This window comes from Proteus sp. HMSC14B05, from assembly GCF_001808035.1.
Classification (GTDB): Bacteria; Pseudomonadota; Gammaproteobacteria; order Enterobacterales; family Enterobacteriaceae; genus Proteus; species Proteus mirabilis.
This window is the reverse complement of sequence record NZ_KV792000.1, coordinates 25406-44036: the sequence shown is the minus strand read 5'-3', so window position 1 is coordinate 44036 and position 18631 is coordinate 25406. Positions and strand designations below refer to the sequence as shown.

18 protein-coding genes are annotated in these 18631 nt (G+C 41.9%); 7 read left to right on the top strand and 11 right to left on the bottom strand.

What is annotated here, in order from left to right; genetic code table 11:
• Positions 1-51: 51 nt before the first annotated feature.
• The 6 genes from rpoN to rnk all read left to right on the top strand — a co-directional run bounded on the left by rpoN (position 52) and on the right by rnk (position 4254).
• Complete coding sequence (rpoN, locus tag HMPREF3129_RS14300; RefSeq protein ID WP_004248917.1) at positions 52-1527, top strand: RNA polymerase factor sigma-54; 1476 nt, start codon at positions 52-54, stop codon at positions 1525-1527.
• Positions 1528-1550: 23 nt separating this feature from the next.
• Positions 1551-1838 carry a ribosome hibernation promoting factor gene (gene hpf / locus HMPREF3129_RS14295; RefSeq protein ID WP_004248916.1) on the top strand — a complete coding sequence of 96 codons (288 nt, stop codon included), beginning with the start codon at positions 1551-1553 and terminating at the stop codon, positions 1836-1838.
• Between the two features lie 155 nt (positions 1839-1993).
• Positions 1994-2461, top strand: a complete 468-nt coding sequence (gene ptsN, locus HMPREF3129_RS14290) for a PTS IIA-like nitrogen regulatory protein PtsN (protein WP_004245307.1) — start codon at positions 1994-1996, stop codon at positions 2459-2461.
• Between the two features lie 84 nt (positions 2462-2545).
• Positions 2546-3400, top strand: coding sequence for an RNase adapter RapZ (rapZ, locus tag HMPREF3129_RS14285; RefSeq protein WP_004245308.1), 855 nt, complete (start codon positions 2546-2548; stop codon positions 3398-3400).
• Positions 3397-3669, top strand: a complete 273-nt coding sequence (npr, locus tag HMPREF3129_RS14280; protein WP_004245309.1) for a PTS phosphocarrier protein NPr — start codon at positions 3397-3399, stop codon at positions 3667-3669. The genes rapZ and npr overlap by 4 nt, the downstream gene beginning before the upstream one ends.
• 174 nt (positions 3670-3843) lie before the next feature.
• The gene (gene rnk / locus HMPREF3129_RS14275; RefSeq protein WP_004245312.1) at positions 3844-4254 is read left to right on the top strand and encodes a nucleoside diphosphate kinase regulator; all 411 of its coding nucleotides are present in this window, start codon (positions 3844-3846) and stop codon (positions 4252-4254) included.
• A gap of 105 nt (positions 4255-4359) precedes the next feature.
• On the opposite strand, the gene pmbA is transcribed toward rnk, so the two are convergent.
• The gene (pmbA, locus tag HMPREF3129_RS14270) at positions 4360-5688 is read right to left on the bottom strand and encodes a metalloprotease PmbA (RefSeq protein ID WP_004252702.1); all 1329 of its coding nucleotides are present in this window, start codon (positions 5686-5688) and stop codon (positions 4360-4362) included.
• Between the two features lie 186 nt (positions 5689-5874).
• On the opposite strand from pmbA, the gene yjgA reads away from it, so the two are divergent.
• Positions 5875-6435, top strand: a complete 561-nt coding sequence (gene yjgA / locus HMPREF3129_RS14265; protein ID WP_004248913.1) for a ribosome biogenesis factor YjgA — start codon at positions 5875-5877, stop codon at positions 6433-6435.
• Positions 6436-6525: 90 nt separating this feature from the next.
• Here the strand turns inward: yjgA and HMPREF3129_RS14260 are convergent, their stop codons facing one another.
• The 10 genes from HMPREF3129_RS14260 to mreB form a co-directional block, all read right to left on the bottom strand.
• Positions 6526-6807 carry a barstar family protein gene (locus HMPREF3129_RS14260; RefSeq protein WP_004245317.1) on the bottom strand — a complete coding sequence of 94 codons (282 nt, stop codon included), beginning with the start codon at positions 6805-6807 and terminating at the stop codon, positions 6526-6528.
• On the bottom strand, positions 6807-7313 hold the full coding sequence (locus tag HMPREF3129_RS14255; protein ID WP_012368831.1) for a ribonuclease: 507 nt from the start codon (positions 7311-7313) through the stop codon (positions 6807-6809). Before HMPREF3129_RS14255 ends, HMPREF3129_RS14260 begins: the two co-directional genes overlap by 1 nt.
• A 93-nt stretch (positions 7314-7406) precedes the next feature.
• Positions 7407-8852, bottom strand: a complete 1446-nt coding sequence (gene tldD / locus HMPREF3129_RS14250; RefSeq protein WP_004245322.1) for a metalloprotease TldD — start codon at positions 8850-8852, stop codon at positions 7407-7409.
• Complete coding sequence (gene nit1 / locus HMPREF3129_RS14245) at positions 8849-9709, bottom strand: deaminated glutathione amidase (protein ID WP_036919705.1); 861 nt, start codon at positions 9707-9709, stop codon at positions 8849-8851. The genes tldD and nit1 overlap by 4 nt, the downstream gene beginning before the upstream one ends.
• On the bottom strand, positions 9706-13509 hold the full coding sequence (gene yhdP / locus HMPREF3129_RS14240; protein WP_036919703.1) for an AsmA2 domain-containing protein YhdP: 3804 nt from the start codon (positions 13507-13509) through the stop codon (positions 9706-9708). Before yhdP ends, nit1 begins: the two co-directional genes overlap by 4 nt.
• A gap of 44 nt (positions 13510-13553) precedes the next feature.
• On the bottom strand, positions 13554-15023 hold the full coding sequence (gene rng / locus HMPREF3129_RS14235; protein ID WP_004245326.1) for a ribonuclease G: 1470 nt from the start codon (positions 15021-15023) through the stop codon (positions 13554-13556).
• A complete protein-coding gene (locus HMPREF3129_RS14230) occupies positions 15020-15607 on the bottom strand; it encodes a Maf family protein (RefSeq protein WP_004248907.1) in 588 nt (195 codons plus the stop codon). The genes rng and HMPREF3129_RS14230 overlap by 4 nt, the downstream gene beginning before the upstream one ends.
• Positions 15608-15658: 51 nt before the next feature.
• A complete protein-coding gene (gene mreD / locus HMPREF3129_RS14225; protein ID WP_026164602.1) occupies positions 15659-16147 on the bottom strand; it encodes a rod shape-determining protein MreD in 489 nt (162 codons plus the stop codon).
• Positions 16148-16152: 5 nt separating this feature from the next.
• A complete protein-coding gene (gene mreC, locus HMPREF3129_RS14220; protein ID WP_004248904.1) occupies positions 16153-17199 on the bottom strand; it encodes a rod shape-determining protein MreC in 1047 nt (348 codons plus the stop codon).
• Between the two features lie 101 nt (positions 17200-17300).
• The gene (gene mreB, locus HMPREF3129_RS14215) at positions 17301-18344 is read right to left on the bottom strand and encodes a rod shape-determining protein MreB (protein ID WP_004245330.1); all 1044 of its coding nucleotides are present in this window, start codon (positions 18342-18344) and stop codon (positions 17301-17303) included.
• Positions 18345-18631 lie beyond the last annotated feature (287 nt).

Sequence of the window (18631 nt, the reverse complement as noted above, 5' to 3'; positions counted from 1 at the left end):
ACACTTTTATTTCGTCACGGATGACAACATAAGAGGATCCATCGCATCACTATGAAACAAAGTCTGCAACTTCGTCTTAGTCAGCAATTGGCCATGACGCCACAGCTCCAACAGGCTATTCGTTTGTTGCAACTTTCTACGCTTGAATTACAACAAGAAATTCAACAAGCCCTTGAATCTAACCCATTGCTCGAACAAGAAGACGATCAAGCGGATGTAACGCATTCTGATAGCTCATCAACACAAGAGAGTGATGATAGTACACCAGACAATGAGCGTGATAATGAGGTGTTAGATACCCTAGATGCACTAGAGCAAAAGGAGATGCCTGACGATCTTCCTCTCGATACCCAATGGGAAGAAATTTACACCGCAGGCACCCCTTCAGGCACCAGTAATGATTATGCGGCTGATGAATTACCACTCTATCAAGGTGAAACCACGGCTTCACTGCAAGATTACCTAACTTGGCAAGCTGACCTAACACCTTTTACTGATACTGATCGTGCTATCGCGACAAGCATTATTGATGCTGTCGATGAAACAGGATATTTAACAGTTTCAACAGATGACATTCTTGCCGGAATGGGTGATGATGAGTTAGAGCTTGATGAGATTGAAGCGGTATTAAAGCGTATTCAACGCTTTGATCCCGTAGGTGTCGCAGCCAGAGACTTAAAAGAGTGTCTGTTAATTCAATTGTCGACATTTCCAACTAATACACCTTATTTGAAAGAGACTCAACTTGTTATTGAGCACTATTTAGCGTTATTAGGTAATCGTGATTTTCGCCAATTAATGCGTCACACTAAGCTACGTGAAGAGACATTAAAAGTAGTAATTGAGACCATTCAATCTCTTGATCCAAAACCGGGTTTAAGTATTGATACAGAGGAATCACAGTATGTTATTCCTGATGTACTGGTAAAAAAATCAGGAGAACACTGGCAAGTTGAGTTAAATACGGATAGCATTCCCCGCCTACGCATAAATGAGACTTATGCAGCGCTTGGGCAATCAGCTCAAAACGAAAGCGATGGGAAATTTATTCGTGACAATTTACAAGAGGCTAAATGGCTGATAAAAAGCTTAGAAAGCCGTAATGAGACATTATTAAAAGTCGCTCATTGCATTGTTGACACACAGCAGGCGTTTTTCGAATTCGGTGAAGAGCATATGAAACCCCTTGTTTTGGCCGATATTGCAGAACAGGTTGAGATGCACGAGTCCACCATTTCTCGCGTTACAACGCAAAAATATTTGCATTGTCCTCGGGGAATTTTCGAATTGAAGTATTTTTTCTCAAGCCACGTAAATACTGATAACGGAGGTGAAGCCTCTTCAACAGCAATTCGGGCTTTAGTGAAGAAACTAATCGCAGCAGAAAACCCAGCGAAACCACTAAGTGATAGTAAACTGGCAAATATGCTCGCCGAGCTTGGTATACAGGTTGCTCGACGAACTGTTGCGAAATATAGAGAGTCATTATCCATCCCGCCTTCAAATCAACGTAAAGAGTTGGTTTGAGCATAATTGAGAAGGAAGACACTATGGAACTTCAAATCACTGGTCATAATATTGAATTAACTGATGCTCTGCGTGATACCGTCAAAGCAAAAAGCGCTAAATTACCTCAGTTCTTTGACAAAATTAATAACGTCCAAGTTATCCTCAAAGTCGAAAAAGTGACTAAAATTGCGGAAGCGACGATTCAAGTAAATGGCGGTGAATTACATGCCTCTGCGGAAGCAGAAGATATGTACGCAGCAATTGATGGATTAATGGATAAACTGGCTCGTCAATTAACCAAACACAAAGATAAACTGAGACAACATTAATTCATTTCCCATTGTAAAATGGGAATACAATCGGCGATGTTAGGGTGTTATTGATGTCGCGTTTGTTCAATTAAAAACAGCGCCTAAATAATCCGCTAACAAAAACCAGATGTCACTCTGTGGCATCTGGTTTGCTGGTCTAAGTGAATAAGACAATGAACAACGATACAAAGATGAATATTAGCGACGTACTTACTCTGGCATGTACACATAACAATGTGCATTGCACAAGTAAAAAACGCGCGTTAGAAATTATCAGTGAGAATGCAGCTCAAGCACTGAATTTACCAGAAACACTGATTTTTGAGGCTTTATTAACACGTGAAAAAGTCGGTACAACAGGGATTGGGGGTGGATTGGCTATCCCTCATGGGCGTATTGAAAGTGATGAAACTGAAAAAGTTGTTGGTGTGTTTCTTCACCTAAGCGAGCCTATTGCCTTCGACGCTATTGATAATCAACCTGTCGATTTGTTGTTTGCATTACTCGTTCCTGCAACACAATGTAAGGAACATTTACACACACTGTCTTTGATTGCAAAACAGTTGGCTGACAAAAATTTATGTCGCCGACTACGCTCCGCACAAAGTGATGAAGAGCTTTATCAGATTATCACAGAATAAACCTAATGGGTTTGGGTTTATCAGGACGCGAATAGCATACAGTGGAATGATATTCATCACTGGGAAATTAAGGGGAGCTACCTCATGGTGCTGATGATAGTCAGCGGACGCTCTGGTTCAGGTAAGTCAGTCGCTTTGCGTGCGCTTGAGGACATGGGATTTTATTGCGTTGATAACTTACCTGTCGATCTGTTACCGGAGCTTGCGAAAACACTGGCTGAGCGTGATGCTGCCGCTGCCGCAGTCAGTATTGACGTACGTAATATGCCAGAATCACCGGAGATTTTCGAAAAGGCGCTGGAAAGTTTACCCGCGGAATATTCTCCACAACTGTTATTTTTAGATGCTGATAGAAATACGCTGATCCGCCGTTATAGTGATACTCGACGCCTACACCCTCTTTCAACGAAAAACCTCTCGCTAGAAATGGCGATTGATACAGAGAGTGATCTGCTCGAACCTTTACGATCACGGGCTGATCTGATTATTGATACCTCAGAGATGTCCGTGCATGAATTAGCCGAAATGCTACGTACACGCTTACTCGGTAAACGTGAACGCGAATTGACCATGGTATTTGAGTCTTTCGGTTTTAAACATGGTATTCCTATCGATGCTGATTATGTCTTTGATGTACGATTTTTACCTAATCCCCACTGGGATCCCAAATTACGCCCAATGACGGGGTTAGATCGTCCAGTCGCAGCCTTCCTCGATCGCCATACCGAAGTGCATAACTTTATTTATCAAACAAGAAGTTATCTAGAACTTTGGCTACCGATGTTAGAGACGAATAATCGTAGTTACCTAACTGTTGCTATTGGTTGTACTGGCGGCAAACATCGTTCTGTTTACGTGGCTGAACAACTGGCTGACTATTTCCGCTCTAGAGGGAAAAACGTACAATCACGCCATAGAACACTTGAAAAGCGCAAATGACCCAATATCGACGCGTAGCGATAAAAAACCGTTTAGGCATGCATGCAAGGCCTGCCATGAAATTGTTTGATTTGGTCAATACATTTCAATCAACGGTGACGTTACGTAACCATGAGGGCGTTGAAGCGCAAGCAGATAGTGTGATTGCGATGTTGATGTTAGATTCCGAACAAGGCAGTCACATCGATATAGAAGCCAGTGGCTGTGATGAAAAAGAAGCGATTGATGCGATTATTGCATTATTTGAATCAGGGTTTGATGAAGATTAATTCTAATTAAAAACAATAGATTAGCATTTCTTAACAAAAATCCCAGAAAGAGACTGTGATCACTGCCTCTTTCTTTTTGCTACAGAACCGCCTATTATCTTACATAGAGTTTAACAACACCCCCACCTAATCCGTGGGGGTGTTGTTTTGCATTGGAACAAATTGGAGTGTGGTATGACAAAGCCAACAATTATCATCAATGAACTTGATGCAGAACGTTTAGATTCATTACTAGAGCAACCTGCCTTTGCAGACAGCCCAATTGCAGAAGCTTTAAATGAAGAGTTAGATCGTGCTGACATTGTTACACCAGCTGATATCCCTGCTAACATCGTCACCATGAACAGCAAAGTCCGTTTTATGGACTTAAAAAATAATGAAGAGCGTATTCGTACTTTAGTTTACCCTGCTTCATTAAAAGATAGTGCGACTGAATTATCAGTCATGGCGCCAATGGGTGCGGCACTATTAGGTTTAGCTATCAATGATGAGATCAGTTGGCAGCTTCCTAATGGCCTTGAAACTAAGGTCAAAGTATTAGAAATTCTCTACCAACCTGAAGCTGCTGGTGAATTACACCGTTAAGCAATGCTGAAGGTTCGCGTGTTATTTTTTATCTTATTAACGTAATAAAATACAAGTAAGCGCGATATCTCAGCCCACTTATGGGCTGAGATTAAAGGCAAGGTGCTACTGACCTGCGATACTCATTTCTGGTAATAGTAGTGATCCACACTGAATATTACTGCGTGTTTCAATATCATCACCTATTGTGGCAATATTCGCCCACATCTCTTTCAAGTTACCGGCAATAGTCACTTCACTCACTGGATACTGAATTTCACCATTTTCGACCCAGAAACCGCTCGCACCACGGGAATAATCCCCTGTCACCGTGCTAACCCCTTGTCCCATTAACTCAGTGACCACAAGCCCTGTGCCCATCTCTTTTAACAACTCATCAAAGGAGAGACCTTGCCCTGGGATACGCCAGTTATGAATGCCCCCCGCATGTCCATTGCTTTTTAACCCTAATTTTCTTGCGGAATAGCTAGTAAGGAGCCACTCTTGCAGTACCCCATCTTTAATAATATCTGCATCTGATGTGCGTACCCCTTCACTATCAAAAGGCGTTGATGCTAATCCTCCCACAATATGTGGACGCTCTTGAATATTTAACCATTGAGGGAAAATCTGTTTTCCTAAGCTATCTAACAAACAAGATGACTCACGGTAGATCATGCTACCACTGATGGCTGCCACTAAATGACCGAAGATCCCCGTTGCTACTTCCGCTGAGAAGAGAACAGGCGCCTTCATGGTGGATAATTTACGGGGAGCTAGACGAGATAAGGTACGGCGTGCACACTCTTGTCCTACCCATTCAGGAGATTGTAATGCCTCAAAACGGCGACTAATGGTATAGGCATAATCGCGCTCCATATCCTCACCCTCACGAGCGATAACGCAACTCGACATTGAATAACGAGATGAAGAGTAGCTTTTTAATAAACCAAGGCTGTTACCAAAGACGCGAGTTCCACTATGACTATTAAAGCTTCCCCCTTCGGTATTGACGATACGGCTATCACTGTCTAATGCAGCTTGCTCCGCTCGAGACGCCAGCTCAATCGCTTTATCTGCTGTTATGTCTGTTGGGTGGTAGAGATCAAGAAAAGGGGCATCGAAGGCTAACAGGGCTTTATCAGCAGGCCCTGCATAAGGATCAACAGAAGTGTAGCGCGCAATATCTACCGCCGCTTGTACTGCACGTTTAATCGCATCAGGACTTAAATCTGTAGAAGATGCACTCCCTTTACGTTGTTGCTGATAGACGGTGATCCCTAAGGCACCATCACTATTAAATTCAACATTTTCTACTTCACCATAGCGTGTACTAACGCTTATGCCTGTTGATTTATTAATTGCAACTTCTGCACCGTCACACTGTTTTGAGGCGATCTCCAGTGCAAGAGAAACTGCCTCTTCCAGCTGTTTTACCTGATCTGTATTATTCATTGAGAACCATTTTCCTAAGGAGAACATCACTTTTTACTTATTTTTGCTAAAGTAAATCAATTGACAGGTGGTCAACAAGCGATTTTCCCAGTTACAATAGAAGATATATGAATGTTATCACCCGTCGGGCTTTTGGTCATTCACCAAATCACACTCCCGGCTTACTCTGCAACAGGAATTTTTATTATGGCAAAGCAGCCAGAAGAGTGGCACTACCTCAATCCTGAATTTGACAATACACCGTTAGAAGAGGAAGAAGAGGAAGAGATCATTTGGGTCAGCAAAAGTGAAATTAAACGTGATGCTGAAGCGTTAAAGAAATTAGGCACCGAACTTGTTGAGTTAAGTGCTCAAGAGCTTGAACGTGTTCCTCTTGATGAAAAACTACTCGCTTCAATTAAATTGGCGCAAAAGGTACAACGCGAAGCGCGTCGTCGCCAAATTCAATATATCGGTAAGTTACTCCGTAATGTTGATGAAGAGCCGATCCGCCAAGCACTAGATAAACTAAAAAATCGCCATAATCAGCAAATTTTAGTGTTACATAAACTAGAAGATCTGCGTACACGTCTGATTGACGGTGGTAATGAAGTGATTGAGGAAGTGGTAGCGCTTTATCCTATGGCCGATCGCCAGCAATTACGCACACTTATTCGTAATGCTAAAAAAGAGAAAGAAGCCAATAAACCGCCAAAATCATTCCGCTTATTGTTTCAATATCTAAAAGATCTCTCAGAGTCAGCTTAACGACTGATGCTCCTGAAAACGCAGTGCTAAATCATGATACCACTGCGGTTTTCAGGATACCTTGTAATACTTATGGGCTTTCAGCTAGCTCTACTTAGCTTTTTTATGTTCACAATGAAAGCGAAATAGCTCTTTACCCAGCGTCTCTTGCGCTTCTTGCATTATCTCAATAATGGGCTGGAAGGTGCGGGAATGATGCGGTGCATGTCTGAAAACAATATTAACAGGCAATTCAATTTCTCCTGTTAATACATCCCATAACGCATCAAGATTATTACCGAATGCTTCATCTAATTGAAATTGCTGAGCAAACTGATGATAAAAAGCATCTCGATCCGCCAATGTGCTGAAATCAAAAATAATCTGTTTCATTAAGGTGCAACTCTTTGCATGGTACGGTAATGATCGGTGGTTAAATAAATTAATCCGTCATTAGAATATAGCAGGCGATCGCTACCACGATGTCCACATTGATAATTGACATCTGCTTCAAACCATTGGCGCCCTGCTTCTTCAGGTAACTGTTTTTCACGGTTCATAAAGCGATCACCACCAATCGCCCGTCCTGGTAAAACGTCACATAAATTGCCCGCTTTCGCATTCCAACCTTTAGCTCGAGCCTCTTTTTTGCTGATATAAAAATCAGGTAAGCGAGCGTGTTGTTGCAAATAATCAGCCACTTTATTAGCTTGTGTCTTTTCATCAATTGCTAAAGGACGTTGAGACTCAGGCTGACTGATTGAACTCTTTGACGATGTAGATGTTGTTGATGTAGGAGGCGCTGTTGCTGGTATCTGCGTTTCAGGTACTAATCCTTTATAAAGAACAAAAAATAAAACAGCCACAACAATAAGAACAGGGAATAGACGTTTGCCCATAAATAGCTCCATTTACTCACTTAAATAGAAACTCCATCATAGCGATGGAGTTTTATTGGGGTAATTTGTATAAATAGATAACAATAACAACTGTTAAGCAGTACCACCAACGGTTAACTTATCCAATTTCAGTGTCGGTTGCCCAACCCCTACCGGCAAGCTTTGCCCCTCTTTGCCGCATACCCCGACACCTTTATCTAATGCGAGATCATTACCCACCATAGAAACTTGTTGCATCGCTTCAATACCTGAACCTATCAAGGTTGCGCCTTTAATTGGTTTAGTAATTTTACCCTTTTCAATTAAATAGGCTTCTGAAGTTGAGAAAACAAACTTACCCGAGGTAATATCAACTTGCCCACCACCAAAGTTTGGCGCATAAATACCGCGATCGACACTGGCGATGATCTCTTCAGGAGAAGATTTACCCGCGAGCATATAGGTGTTGGTCATACGTGGCATTGGCAAATGTGCATAGGATTCACGACGCCCATTGCCCGTCGGTTTTACCCCCATTAAACGCGCATTCATCTTATCTTGCATATAGCCTTTTAAGATGCCATTTTCGATTAATACGTTGTATTGACCCGGTACGCCTTCATCATCAATCGCCACGGAGCCTCGTCGGCCTTCAATTGAACCATCATCCACGATAGTACATAACTCAGAAGTTACTTTATCGCCAATACGCCCAGAGAATACCGATGTTTGACGACGATTAAAATCACCTTCTAAACCATGTCCAACAGCTTCATGTAATAAAACACCGGGCCATCCGGCGCCTAAAACTACAGGCATTGTACCTGCTGGTGCAGCAATAGCCGATAAATTAACTAATGCCATGCGTACCGCTTCACGGGCATAAGTCGCTGCATGGGTTTCGCCATTTTCTTTAGTCAGAAAATAATCATAACCAAAACGACCACCGCCACCACTCGAACCACGTTCACGTTTACCGTCATCTTCGACCAGTACGCTTACTGAAAGACGTACAAGAGGACGCACATCCGCCGCTAAAGTACCATCCGTTGCAGCAACTAACACATGCTCATACACTCCCGTTAATGAGGCATTGACTTGTTTAACACGTTTATCTTCAGCCCGTGCCACACGATCAACGTCATGTAATAGTGCTATTTTTTCTTCACGAGACAAACTTTGTAATGGATCATTTAGGTTGTATAACGGAGTATGTTGAATAGCACCCAGTGTATGGATCTGCCCATTGCCTTGTGCTTGCACAATACTACGCGCAGCATGAGCACTTTGGTTAAGTGCGTTGAGTGTTAATTGGTCTGCATAAGCAAAACCTGTTTTTTCACCATAAATCGCTCTAACGCCAACCCCTTGGTCAATATTGTAAGAGCCATCTTTAATTATCTGATCATCTAATATCCATGCTTCGTGGTAGCTTGATTGAAAATAAAGATCACCATAATCAATTTGACGCTGTGCAAGCTGCTCTAGTGTCGATGCTAAATCATCTAAACTCAGGTTGTTCGCTTCCAACAGACTTTCGCTGACAACAGCTAAACTCATAATTCTTTTTTATCCTTAACTTTTTTTATTAAGTGTGTCAGTTTCGGGCGAAAGCGATTATGTTTCACAACCCGTATCTGTTCACGCATACCTTCTAAACTATCGACTCGAATATTGAGCGTTAGGGCACTGACCGCATCAGGGTTCTTTTTCAATACTTTCCCCCAACCATCCACAGCCATTGTATGACCCCATGTGCGACGAGCATCATGGGTACCGACTTGAGCCGGTGCCAAAATAATACACTGATTTTCAATAGCCCGCGCGCGTAACAATGGCTCCCAGTGCGCTTTACCTGTTAAACGAGTAAAGGCTGCCGGTACAGAAATAATTTCAGCACCTTTTTCTCTTAATGCTTGGAAAAGACCGGGAAAACGTAAATCATAACAAATCGTTAAACCTAATTTCCCCACAGGTGTATCCACTACAGTCAAGCGTTCACCACGTTGATAAATGGCTGATTCATTATATTCGCCTTGTTCATCATCAATGTTCACATCAAACATATGAATTTTGTCATAACGAGCGCGGATCACCCCTTCATCATCAAAAACTAAACTACTACTGGTGATCTGCTCAGGAGAATCTCGGCTAATCAATGGCATTGAACCCACTAAGATCCACACCTTATAGCGCTGCGCTATATTAGCAATCGCATCTTGTAATGGCCCTTTCCCCTGAATTTCAGCATGTTTATGATAATCTTTTGCGCTGGAGAAAAGTAATGCATTTTCAGGCGTTAATACAAGCTTGACTGAATCGGGGAGTTGCTTAATCTGTTGCTCTATTTGCGCCAGATTATTTTTTATATTTTTTCCGCTACAAAGCTGCAAAAGTGCGACATTAACTTTTTTCATAACGCCTGATCCTCCTTAAGTTGACGCAGTACTTCGTCAATCTTGGGTTGTTCTACCGTTCCGGTAACATGATAACGTATAACTGAAATCTTACTCCAAAGTGGCCCCAGTACTTTTGAAGCTGCAAATACAGCAGCACCAGCGATGGGGTTAATAGCAAATGCGGTAGCAACGCCTACTGTAGCTGATATTTCAGGAGTTACCACTACTTGTAAGTCCATTTTACGCACCAACAGATCCACTTGACCTTTTATAGCAATATCGGCAATAACACCATCTACAGCAACACTTTTCGCGTTTAAAACACCTTGTTTAACCGTCAGATCACCTTTAATGGAATCATACTCAAAATTATCACTAAAAGTATCTCTAAAGTCGAATTGCAACTTACGTAGCAGAGCATCAAAACTGACTAGACGTAATAATTTTCCCGCTTGCCCAACATCCACCTTTTCAATACGCCCTTTTCCAAGAGAAGCATTCACTTCACCATTGAGTGTTTTTAGATCAAAATTCCAAGGGGTATTGTGCCACTGCAGTGAGAAATCTGCCGTAAGTGGTGACTGAACAATCGGAATGATATAACCAAAGTAAGCCGCCATTTCATCGACTTCCGGTGCCATTAGTTTACCTGCTAGCTTAGTGATACTGTTGCCTAAACTATCTTCTGACCACACACCACTCACAGATAGCTCGCCACTGCTATTTTTAAGCTTACCTGCAGTTAACAATAATGCTCCGTCACGAGGCTGTATTGCACCTTCAATATTCCCTAGTAATAATCCATTCACCCAACACTCTTGGCAGGCGAAATTGATAGCAGGAATATCTTTAAGTGAAAATTGAACTGCTTTTTTGGCGTCAGGCTCATTTGCCATTTTTAAGGATTTATTTTCTTCCGTTGGGCTAGCGCCATTAAAATAGAGATAGGTAATATTCACCTGCCAAGGTTGTGCCGTATTGGGTACAAATAAGTCACCTCGTAACTCACTCCCTGAGAAGGATAATTTTACACCATCATCAGCACGCATAATTTCTGTTTGTGGCGCAATCCATTGCTGACCAGCAAAATTAAGTTCAGGCAGACTAATATGAATATTGGTAGGGAAACGTATCGCGTTTTCAGAAGGGGCTAATGATGAAAAAGCCATTAAAGTAGGTAGCCATTTATCGCCTTGCAATCCCTGCAAAGCAATAGTCAATCGTGATTGATCATTTAATTGAGGTAGTGTGAGTGAGGAAGAGACTAAATTACCTTGTAATAGACGTAATGGTTCACCTAACGCCCATTCACTATTTAATGACCACTGATCTTGTGCATCGGCACTAACGCTAAGTTTTTCACTATTCCCTTTTGCTGAAATCACAATGGGGGAAGCGTTTTTAAAATCATCGGTACTTGGCGCAGCTAACTGACTTTGTAGCGCATTCACTTGTCCGGTCAGATCCACTTGATAATTGACATCCGCTGTTTCTGGAATATTAACACTTACCGCGCCATGCCAAGGTAAAAAACCGCTTAATTTATGTTGTATATCATTAGGTAATCCCTTAATTTTCGCGATATCCCATTGTCCTTTTAGATCAACACCAACTTGATAAGCATCCCGTTGATCACCACCAGCAAAAGAAAATGTCAGAGGTTGACCAAACCAATTCGCGGTTAAAGTATCACTCTCTAATTTATCATTATGGTAACGAAATTGTCCCGTAACACCTTCTAGGGTGGTATCCATAAAGGCTAATGTGACATCGTTATTGTTTAAGTTTACCTGACCAGAAGCGGCCACCTGCTCGCCATCAAAAGGAATGTCGAGATGCAAACTCCCGTTAATTTTTCCAGCCACTTTTAGTATTTCAAGTGTATGACCAATCGTTGCCATTTGCGAAGCTAGAAAATACTCTTTTAAATCATCCCCCGTGGCTTCAATATCTGCATCAATAACAATTTTTTCTTTGTTATAGTCCTCAATAATCGCCGTCAAATTTTTAGCGGTGGCTTTACCAACCTGAACATTATCAGAGGACATCCATAAGCCGTTATTCTTAAAATTAAGATTAACATTAAGATCAAACAGTGCCGGCCATTCACTATCATATTTGAAGGTCGCCTGTTTTACTGGGGCATAGACTTGAAACCAACCATTATGTTGTTCAAAAGGGAAATCCCGCGGATCACCATGAAAAATAAACGTACCGTTTTTAACGTTTCCGGCAATAATCGCGTCAGAGAGATATTGTGTTAAATCTTTACCGACATATTTTTCAGGTAAATAGCGCCATGTCTCACCGGCATCGGTCACATTCACTCCCGAAAGAATAGACAGTTGTTGATGCTCTCCTTGTTTTTGATAACGAAAATCACCGGCAACCCAAGCGGAGGTGGCTTTTATATCAATCCCTTGACTCCATAACGACAGAGAATCTCCCTGATGCTGCCAGTAAACCGTACCAGTGCCTTTTTCTATATTAAGTGGCGCTTTAAAAAGCCCAGCAGTATCAATTTCACTGTTATTAAGCGCAAAATTAAGCACTCCTTGCTGTAATGTACCCTTTAAATGACCATTAAAATGTGCCACAGAAGGGATTTCTTGCCAGCGTTTCCAAGCAACATTTTGCCAACTGATATCAATGGCACTACGTTTAAAATCATCGGGGGCTAAATCAAGAGCAAATGAGTCGACCATGCCAGAAAATTGACGATACTGCCATTGGCGCACGACATCAGGCGTTAAAAAAGAGAACAAAGGCAATAACGCAGATAACCGTTCTAATTCAATATTTTTAGCACGGATACGCCAAGCTTCATCCTGTTGTTTTTCTTTAGGTTGATAAAGTACCGCTAAATAACCATCTGGCCATTCATCACCATCCATCGTTATTTTTCGGGTATAAGGGATATCAGCAAGCCAGCCATTTTCTTGGCGTCTCATACGTAGAATTAAATCTTCTACCTTTAATACATGTGTGCGCCCTTCATTACGCCAATCCATTTCACCTTGATGGATTTGTAACTGGCTACCCGTGATCCGCCCATTGCTGATCTCTATCCAATTAGATAGGCTGGCTTTCGCTTCACCAAGGCCACTGTTACTTTTAACCCATTGGCTTAACCAAGGGGAAATATCAACCTCATCAGCGGTGACAAACACCTGTCCTTTATCCAGTGCCCCCTGCTTTTTCGTATAGAGATCAAGACGTACTTTTAGTCCACCATAGTGATTTATTGGGGTATCTAAAGTAACTTCCCCTTGCGCACGATGGCGGTTTTTCTGATTGAGCCACATTAATTCGGGAATATGGAGCGTGCTAGTGTCACCAGAAGGTGATAAAAACACGAAACGGCTATCAACCAATTTAAATCGATCAAACTGTTTTAAGAAAATGGAAGAGATATCATCGGGTTCAGTGAAAGTAATATCACCATTTTGCCCAGTAAAAATAGGCTTTTTGTAATTTACTGCTAATTGTTCAAAGGTTAATTCACGAAAATAGAGTTGAAAATGAAGCAGTGAACGCCAAACATCAAAGGAGAAAGTGATCTGTTCAGCACTCACTTCAACACTGTTATTATCAATATACAGCCCGGTAATTTGGATATCAGGGCCAAAGTTTTGCCATTCCCCTTTCACCTGTGTCATGGCGACTGGGCTATTGAACTGTTTAGATAAATAGGTTTCAATTTCAGGGCGATAATTATCTAAACGAGGCAGAAAATAACGAAATCCACTTAATACTACGGCGAAAATAATCAGGCAAAAAAGGGTTATCAATAATAAAGATTTAGACAGCCGCTTCATTTAGTCTCCTTTCTGCCATCATATTTATTAGCAAGGCGAATCCATTACATCATCACCACATCAAACTGCTCCTGACTATAGAGTAGCTCAGTTTGCACTTTGACTTGCTTCCCAACAAAAATTTCCACTTCGGCTAAAGCATGTGATTCATCACCTTTTAGTGCTTCCACAACAGCGGGGGCGGCATAAACCAAAAAGCGATCTGCGTCTATGGTTTTATGAACACGAACAATTTCTCGTAATATTTCATAACATACCGTTTCAACTGATTTTACTGTACCACGGCCTTGGCAAGTAGGACAGTCATCACAAAGTACATGCTCGAGACTTTCACGGGTTCGTTTACGTGTCATCTCAACCAAACCTAATTGTGAAAAACCATTGATGGTCGTTTTCACGCGATCTTTGCTCAATGCTTGTTCTAAGGAAGCTAATACTCTACGGCGATGATCTTCATTACTCATATCAATAAAATCAATAATGATAATGCCGCCTAAATTACGTAATCTCAGTTGCCGCGCTATCGCCTGACTCGCCTCAACATTGGTATTAAAAATCGTCTCTTCTAAATTACGATGACCAACAAAAGCGCCCGTATTGATATCAATCGTTGTCATTGCTTCGGTTTGGTCGATAATCAGATAGCCTCCTGATTTTAACTCGACCTTTCGCTCTAACGCGCGCTGAATTTCACTTTCAACCCCGTAAAGATCGAAAATAGGTTGATTACCTTGGTGTAATTCAAGTTTAGCGGTTAATTCAGGAATATATTCACCAATAAACTCCTGTAATTGATGATAAGTTAATTTAGAGTCAACCCGAATGCTATCTAATTCAGCCCCTGCAAAATCACGTAAAATACGTTGTGCTAAAGCGAGCTCACCATAAATTTGAATACGCGTTTTATTTCTTTTTTTACGCTCAATGATTTTATTCCATAGGCGCTTTAAAAAAGCAGCATCTTGTTTTATTTCATGTTCGCCGACACCTTCAGCGGCAGTGCGAATAATAAACCCGCCATTTTCATCACAATACTCTTCTACCAAGCGTTTTAAGCGCTCACGTTCTTCTTCACTTTCAATACGTTGTGAAACACCCACATGAGAAGCCCCCGGCATAAACACCAAGTAACGTGATGGTAATGTGATATCTGTTGTAAGACGTGCCCCTTTTGTACCTAGAGGATCTTTCACCACTTGTACAATCAAGTCCTGACCTTGATGTACAAGTTGCGCAATATCACGAACATTAAATTTTTTCTGCTCTTCACCCGCGATACATTCCGTGTGAGGCATAATATCAGAAGCATGTAAAAAAGCGGCTTTCTCAAGCCCAATGTCAATAAATGCAGCTTGCATCCCAGGTAATACACGACTTACCCGACCTTTGTAGATGTTTCCGACAAGACCTCGTTTGGCTTCTCTTTCAACGTGGATCTCTTGTAGTATGCCCCCGCTGATATAGGCCACTCGGGTTTCAGAGGGAGTCACATTCACTAATAGCTCTGCTGTCATGAAATCTCCTTATCATTCGCTAGAGACAAAAATTGAGCTATCAATGCTTCGGTTTCAACAAGCGGTAAGCCGACAACAGCATGATAGCTACCCTCAATCCGTTGTACAAAACGGCCTCCTTTTCCCTGAATACCGTAAGCGCCAGCTTTATCCATTGGCTCTCCCGTTTCAATATACGCACTAATTTCACTTTCTGTCATCTTTCTAAAAGTCACATCCGTGACAACTAATTGGCTTATTGTTCGGGTTTTATCTGAAATAGCAATCGCCGTCATCACTTGGTGGGTTGCACCTGAAAGATTACTTAGCATTTGTGCTGCATGTGCTTTATCTCGAGGTTTTTCCAGAATACGACCTGCTTGAACTACGATAGTATCAGAGCCTAATACCGGATAGTCATTTGTCGCTTGACGTACCCCCTCTTGAGATTTCTCTCTCGCCAAACGGATAACATAATCTTCTGGTGCTTCACCTTGTTGCCAAATTTCATCAATTGCCGGTGTAATGGTGCTAAATTGAACATCCAACAGTGACAGAAGCTCTCGCCTTCTGGGGGAACTCGATGCAAGGTAAAGAGTGATCACAATAATATCCTCATGACGGTGACACAAAAATACCGTCATGATCCAGAGAGGTTAATGAACTGAAAACTGGTGACGGACTTTGCGAAGCAAAAAATAAAGCCATGGCCAAAGAATACCACTGACTGGACTATTCCAGAATACTTGTGGGTGAAAAGTCACGGGAGAAAGCAAAAATTCTGCCCAAAATACAGTAAGATCAACCACACCAATCGCTAACATTACCACTAATGCCTGTTGCCATAACGCTAAGTTACAAAATAATTGATATTTAAAGGCGATAACATAACTTACTAGGGTATAAGCCAACGCATTCACCCCTAATGTTGTCCCTTGCACTAAGTCCATGCTCATCCCAAGAACAAATGCTGTTCCAACGCTAATACGATGAGGTAATGACGTTATCCAATAAATCAGAAACAACACCGGCCAAATAGGGCGATAAACTTCTAGTTGCTCAGGCCAAGGCATAATTTGTAACACCAAAGCTATTAGAAACGAGAGCCAAATAATCCAACGCCCACGGCTACGATAAGGATTGATTGTCACTATCTACCTCGATTCGTATTAGGTTGAGGTTTATTGTTTTCCGTTGGTGCTACTGGTGCTATATCACTTGGGGTGGCGCTATTTTCCGTTGGCTCTTGTGACATAGAACGAGGCAGTGGTGGCCCCGCTTGTTCATAGTTAGGCAGTACCTGTGGCATTAATTGCATCAAACGTTCATTGGCAGCACGGTAAACCTCTGAAGGTAACGGTGGCGCTTGTTTCTTCTCTGAGGCGTTCCATAATAGCAACAGATAACGTAAACGTTGTAATTCAGCAGAAGGTCGCACATTAATCACCGAATAAGCACGTTGATTATCGACTTTTACCGAAGAAACAACCCCAACAGGATAACCTTCAGGAAAGCGTCCCCCTAATCCTGAGGTGACTAACACATCCCCTACACGAATATCGATATTCGCAGGTAGTGCCTCTAACAGTAGATCATCCGCACACCCAGCCCCTGAGGCAATAACGCGAATATCATTGCGTAATACTTGTACCGGTAATGCATGAGAGGTATCACAAATTAACAGTACTCGGCTGGTTAACTCACTTACGGCAATAACTTGTCCAACAACGCCTTTATCACTAATAACAGGCTGACCTTCATACACCCCATCATTAGTGCCTTTGTCTATCACCACTTGATCTCGATAAGGCGTACTATTACCAGACAACACTTGTGTTACCGTCATTTGTTCATTTTGACGTAAAGGTGAACCAAGTAATTCTCGTAAGCGGGCATTTTCTTGTTTAAATTGTTCCAGTAGCTGACTTTCACCACTGCGAACAAGAAGCTCTTTTCTTAGCGCTTGATTTTCAAATTGTAAACGTTCGCGAGTTGCAAAGGTTTCAGAGAGTTGATCAAGGAAACGACGAGGCCCATTTGCAAGAAAATAGAAAGGACTCACAGCAGTATCCAAATACTGACGGACTTTTGAAAAAGCACCTATGCGATTATCAGCAATTAACAACGATATCGCGATAATCACAGCGATTATTAATCTTAGTTGCAGGGAAGGCCCCCGACTAAAAATAGGCTTCATAAACTCTAAGATCACTCACACGGAGAAGTAAAAGAACAGGTGTTAATATTGTTATATTGTGATTAAGGGGGAATCCTTTCTCCCTTACTCGCACAATAATATTAATCTTCGCTAAATAGATCGCCACCGTGCATATCGATCATTTCTAATGCTTTACCACCACCACGAGCCACACAGGTAAGCGGATCTTCAGCCACAATAACAGGAATACCTGTTTCTTCCATTAATAAACGGTCTAAGTTACGTAACAGTGCCCCACCACCCGTTAAGACCATACCTCGTTCTGAAATATCAGAAGCAAGCTCTGGCGGACACTGTTCTAAGGCAACCATCACAGCACTTACAATACCTGTTAATGGCTCTTGTAAAGCTTCGAGGATCTCATTGGAATTTAAAGTAAAGCTACGTGGTACCCCTTCCGCTAAATTACGTCCACGTACTTCAATCTCATTTAATTCGTCTGAAGGATAAGCAGAGCCAATATCATGCTTAATACGCTCAGCGGTTGCTTCACCGATCAACGAACCGTAGTTACGACGTACATAGTTAATGATAGCTTCATCAAAACGGTCTCCCCCAATACGTACAGAAGAGGAATAAACCACACCATTTAATGAGATAACCGCAACTTCTGTAGTCCCACCACCAATATCAACGACCATTGAACCCGTCGCTTCAGATACCGGTAAACCTGCACCAATTGCAGCAGACATAGGTTCTTCAATTAAAAAGACTTCGCGAGCACCCGCACTAAGTGCCGACTCGCGGATAGCCCTACGCTCAACTTGTGTCGCACCAACAGGTACACACACTAATACACGAGGGCTTGGACGCATAAAGCTGTTGTTATGAACCTGTTTTATGAAGTGTTGAAGCATTTTTTCGGTTACATAAAAATCAGCAATAACACCGTCTTTCATTGGACGAATAGCTGCGATATTCCCAGGTGTACGCCCTAGCATCTGTTTGGCTTCATGCCCGACGGCTGCAACACTTTTTGATGTACCTGCGCGATCTTGGCGGATCGCAACTACAGAAGGTTCATCGAGAACAATACCTTGTCCTTTGACATAAATCAGGGTATTGGCGGTACCCAAGTCAATAGACAGATCGTTGGAAAACATGCCACGAAATTTTTTAAACATACGAAAGGATAATCCTGCAAGCCGGGACGGAAAAATCCGTCTACTCTACCAACCACAATAAGCAGCGACAAGGCGCGATCCGCTACTTAGTTAAAAGTGGACACGTGAATAATCATAAAGGCACAATATTCTACGTTACTTTTCCCAATTGGAGCAGAAAAAAACTGCATAAAAATGGGCTAATTAAAACGATTAACGCATAAATTCGATCCTACGTAAGATTTATTTGACTTAATCACAATACAAATCACGTAGATATCGACAAAGAAAAATCTTACTTGGTTGCC

Coding starts and splice junctions, on each gene's coding strand:
- rpoN (WP_004248917.1), top strand. CDS start 52: ATGAAACAAAGTCTGCAACTTCGTCTTAGTCAGCAATTGGCCATGACG.
- hpf (WP_004248916.1), top strand. CDS start 1,551: ATGGAACTTCAAATCACTGGTCATAATATTGAATTAACTGATGCTCTG.
- ptsN (WP_004245307.1), top strand. CDS start 1,994: ATGAACAACGATACAAAGATGAATATTAGCGACGTACTTACTCTGGCA.
- rapZ (WP_004245308.1), top strand. CDS start 2,546: ATGGTGCTGATGATAGTCAGCGGACGCTCTGGTTCAGGTAAGTCAGTC.
- npr (WP_004245309.1), top strand. CDS start 3,397: ATGACCCAATATCGACGCGTAGCGATAAAAAACCGTTTAGGCATGCAT.
- rnk (WP_004245312.1), top strand. CDS start 3,844: ATGACAAAGCCAACAATTATCATCAATGAACTTGATGCAGAACGTTTA.
- pmbA (WP_004252702.1), bottom strand. CDS start 5,688: ATGAATAATACAGATCAGGTAAAACAGCTGGAAGAGGCAGTTTCTCTT.
- yjgA (WP_004248913.1), top strand. CDS start 5,875: ATGGCAAAGCAGCCAGAAGAGTGGCACTACCTCAATCCTGAATTTGAC.
- HMPREF3129_RS14260 (WP_004245317.1), bottom strand. CDS start 6,807: ATGAAACAGATTATTTTTGATTTCAGCACATTGGCGGATCGAGATGCT.
- HMPREF3129_RS14255 (WP_012368831.1), bottom strand. CDS start 7,313: ATGGGCAAACGTCTATTCCCTGTTCTTATTGTTGTGGCTGTTTTATTT.
- tldD (WP_004245322.1), bottom strand. CDS start 8,852: ATGAGTTTAGCTGTTGTCAGCGAAAGTCTGTTGGAAGCGAACAACCTG.
- nit1 (WP_036919705.1), bottom strand. CDS start 9,709: ATGAAAAAAGTTAATGTCGCACTTTTGCAGCTTTGTAGCGGAAAAAAT.
- yhdP (WP_036919703.1), bottom strand. CDS start 13,509: ATGAAGCGGCTGTCTAAATCTTTATTATTGATAACCCTTTTTTGCCTG.
- rng (WP_004245326.1), bottom strand. CDS start 15,023: ATGACAGCAGAGCTATTAGTGAATGTGACTCCCTCTGAAACCCGAGTG.
- mreC (WP_004248904.1), bottom strand. CDS start 17,199: ATGAAGCCTATTTTTAGTCGGGGGCCTTCCCTGCAACTAAGATTAATA.
- mreB (WP_004245330.1), bottom strand. CDS start 18,344: ATGTTTAAAAAATTTCGTGGCATGTTTTCCAACGATCTGTCTATTGAC.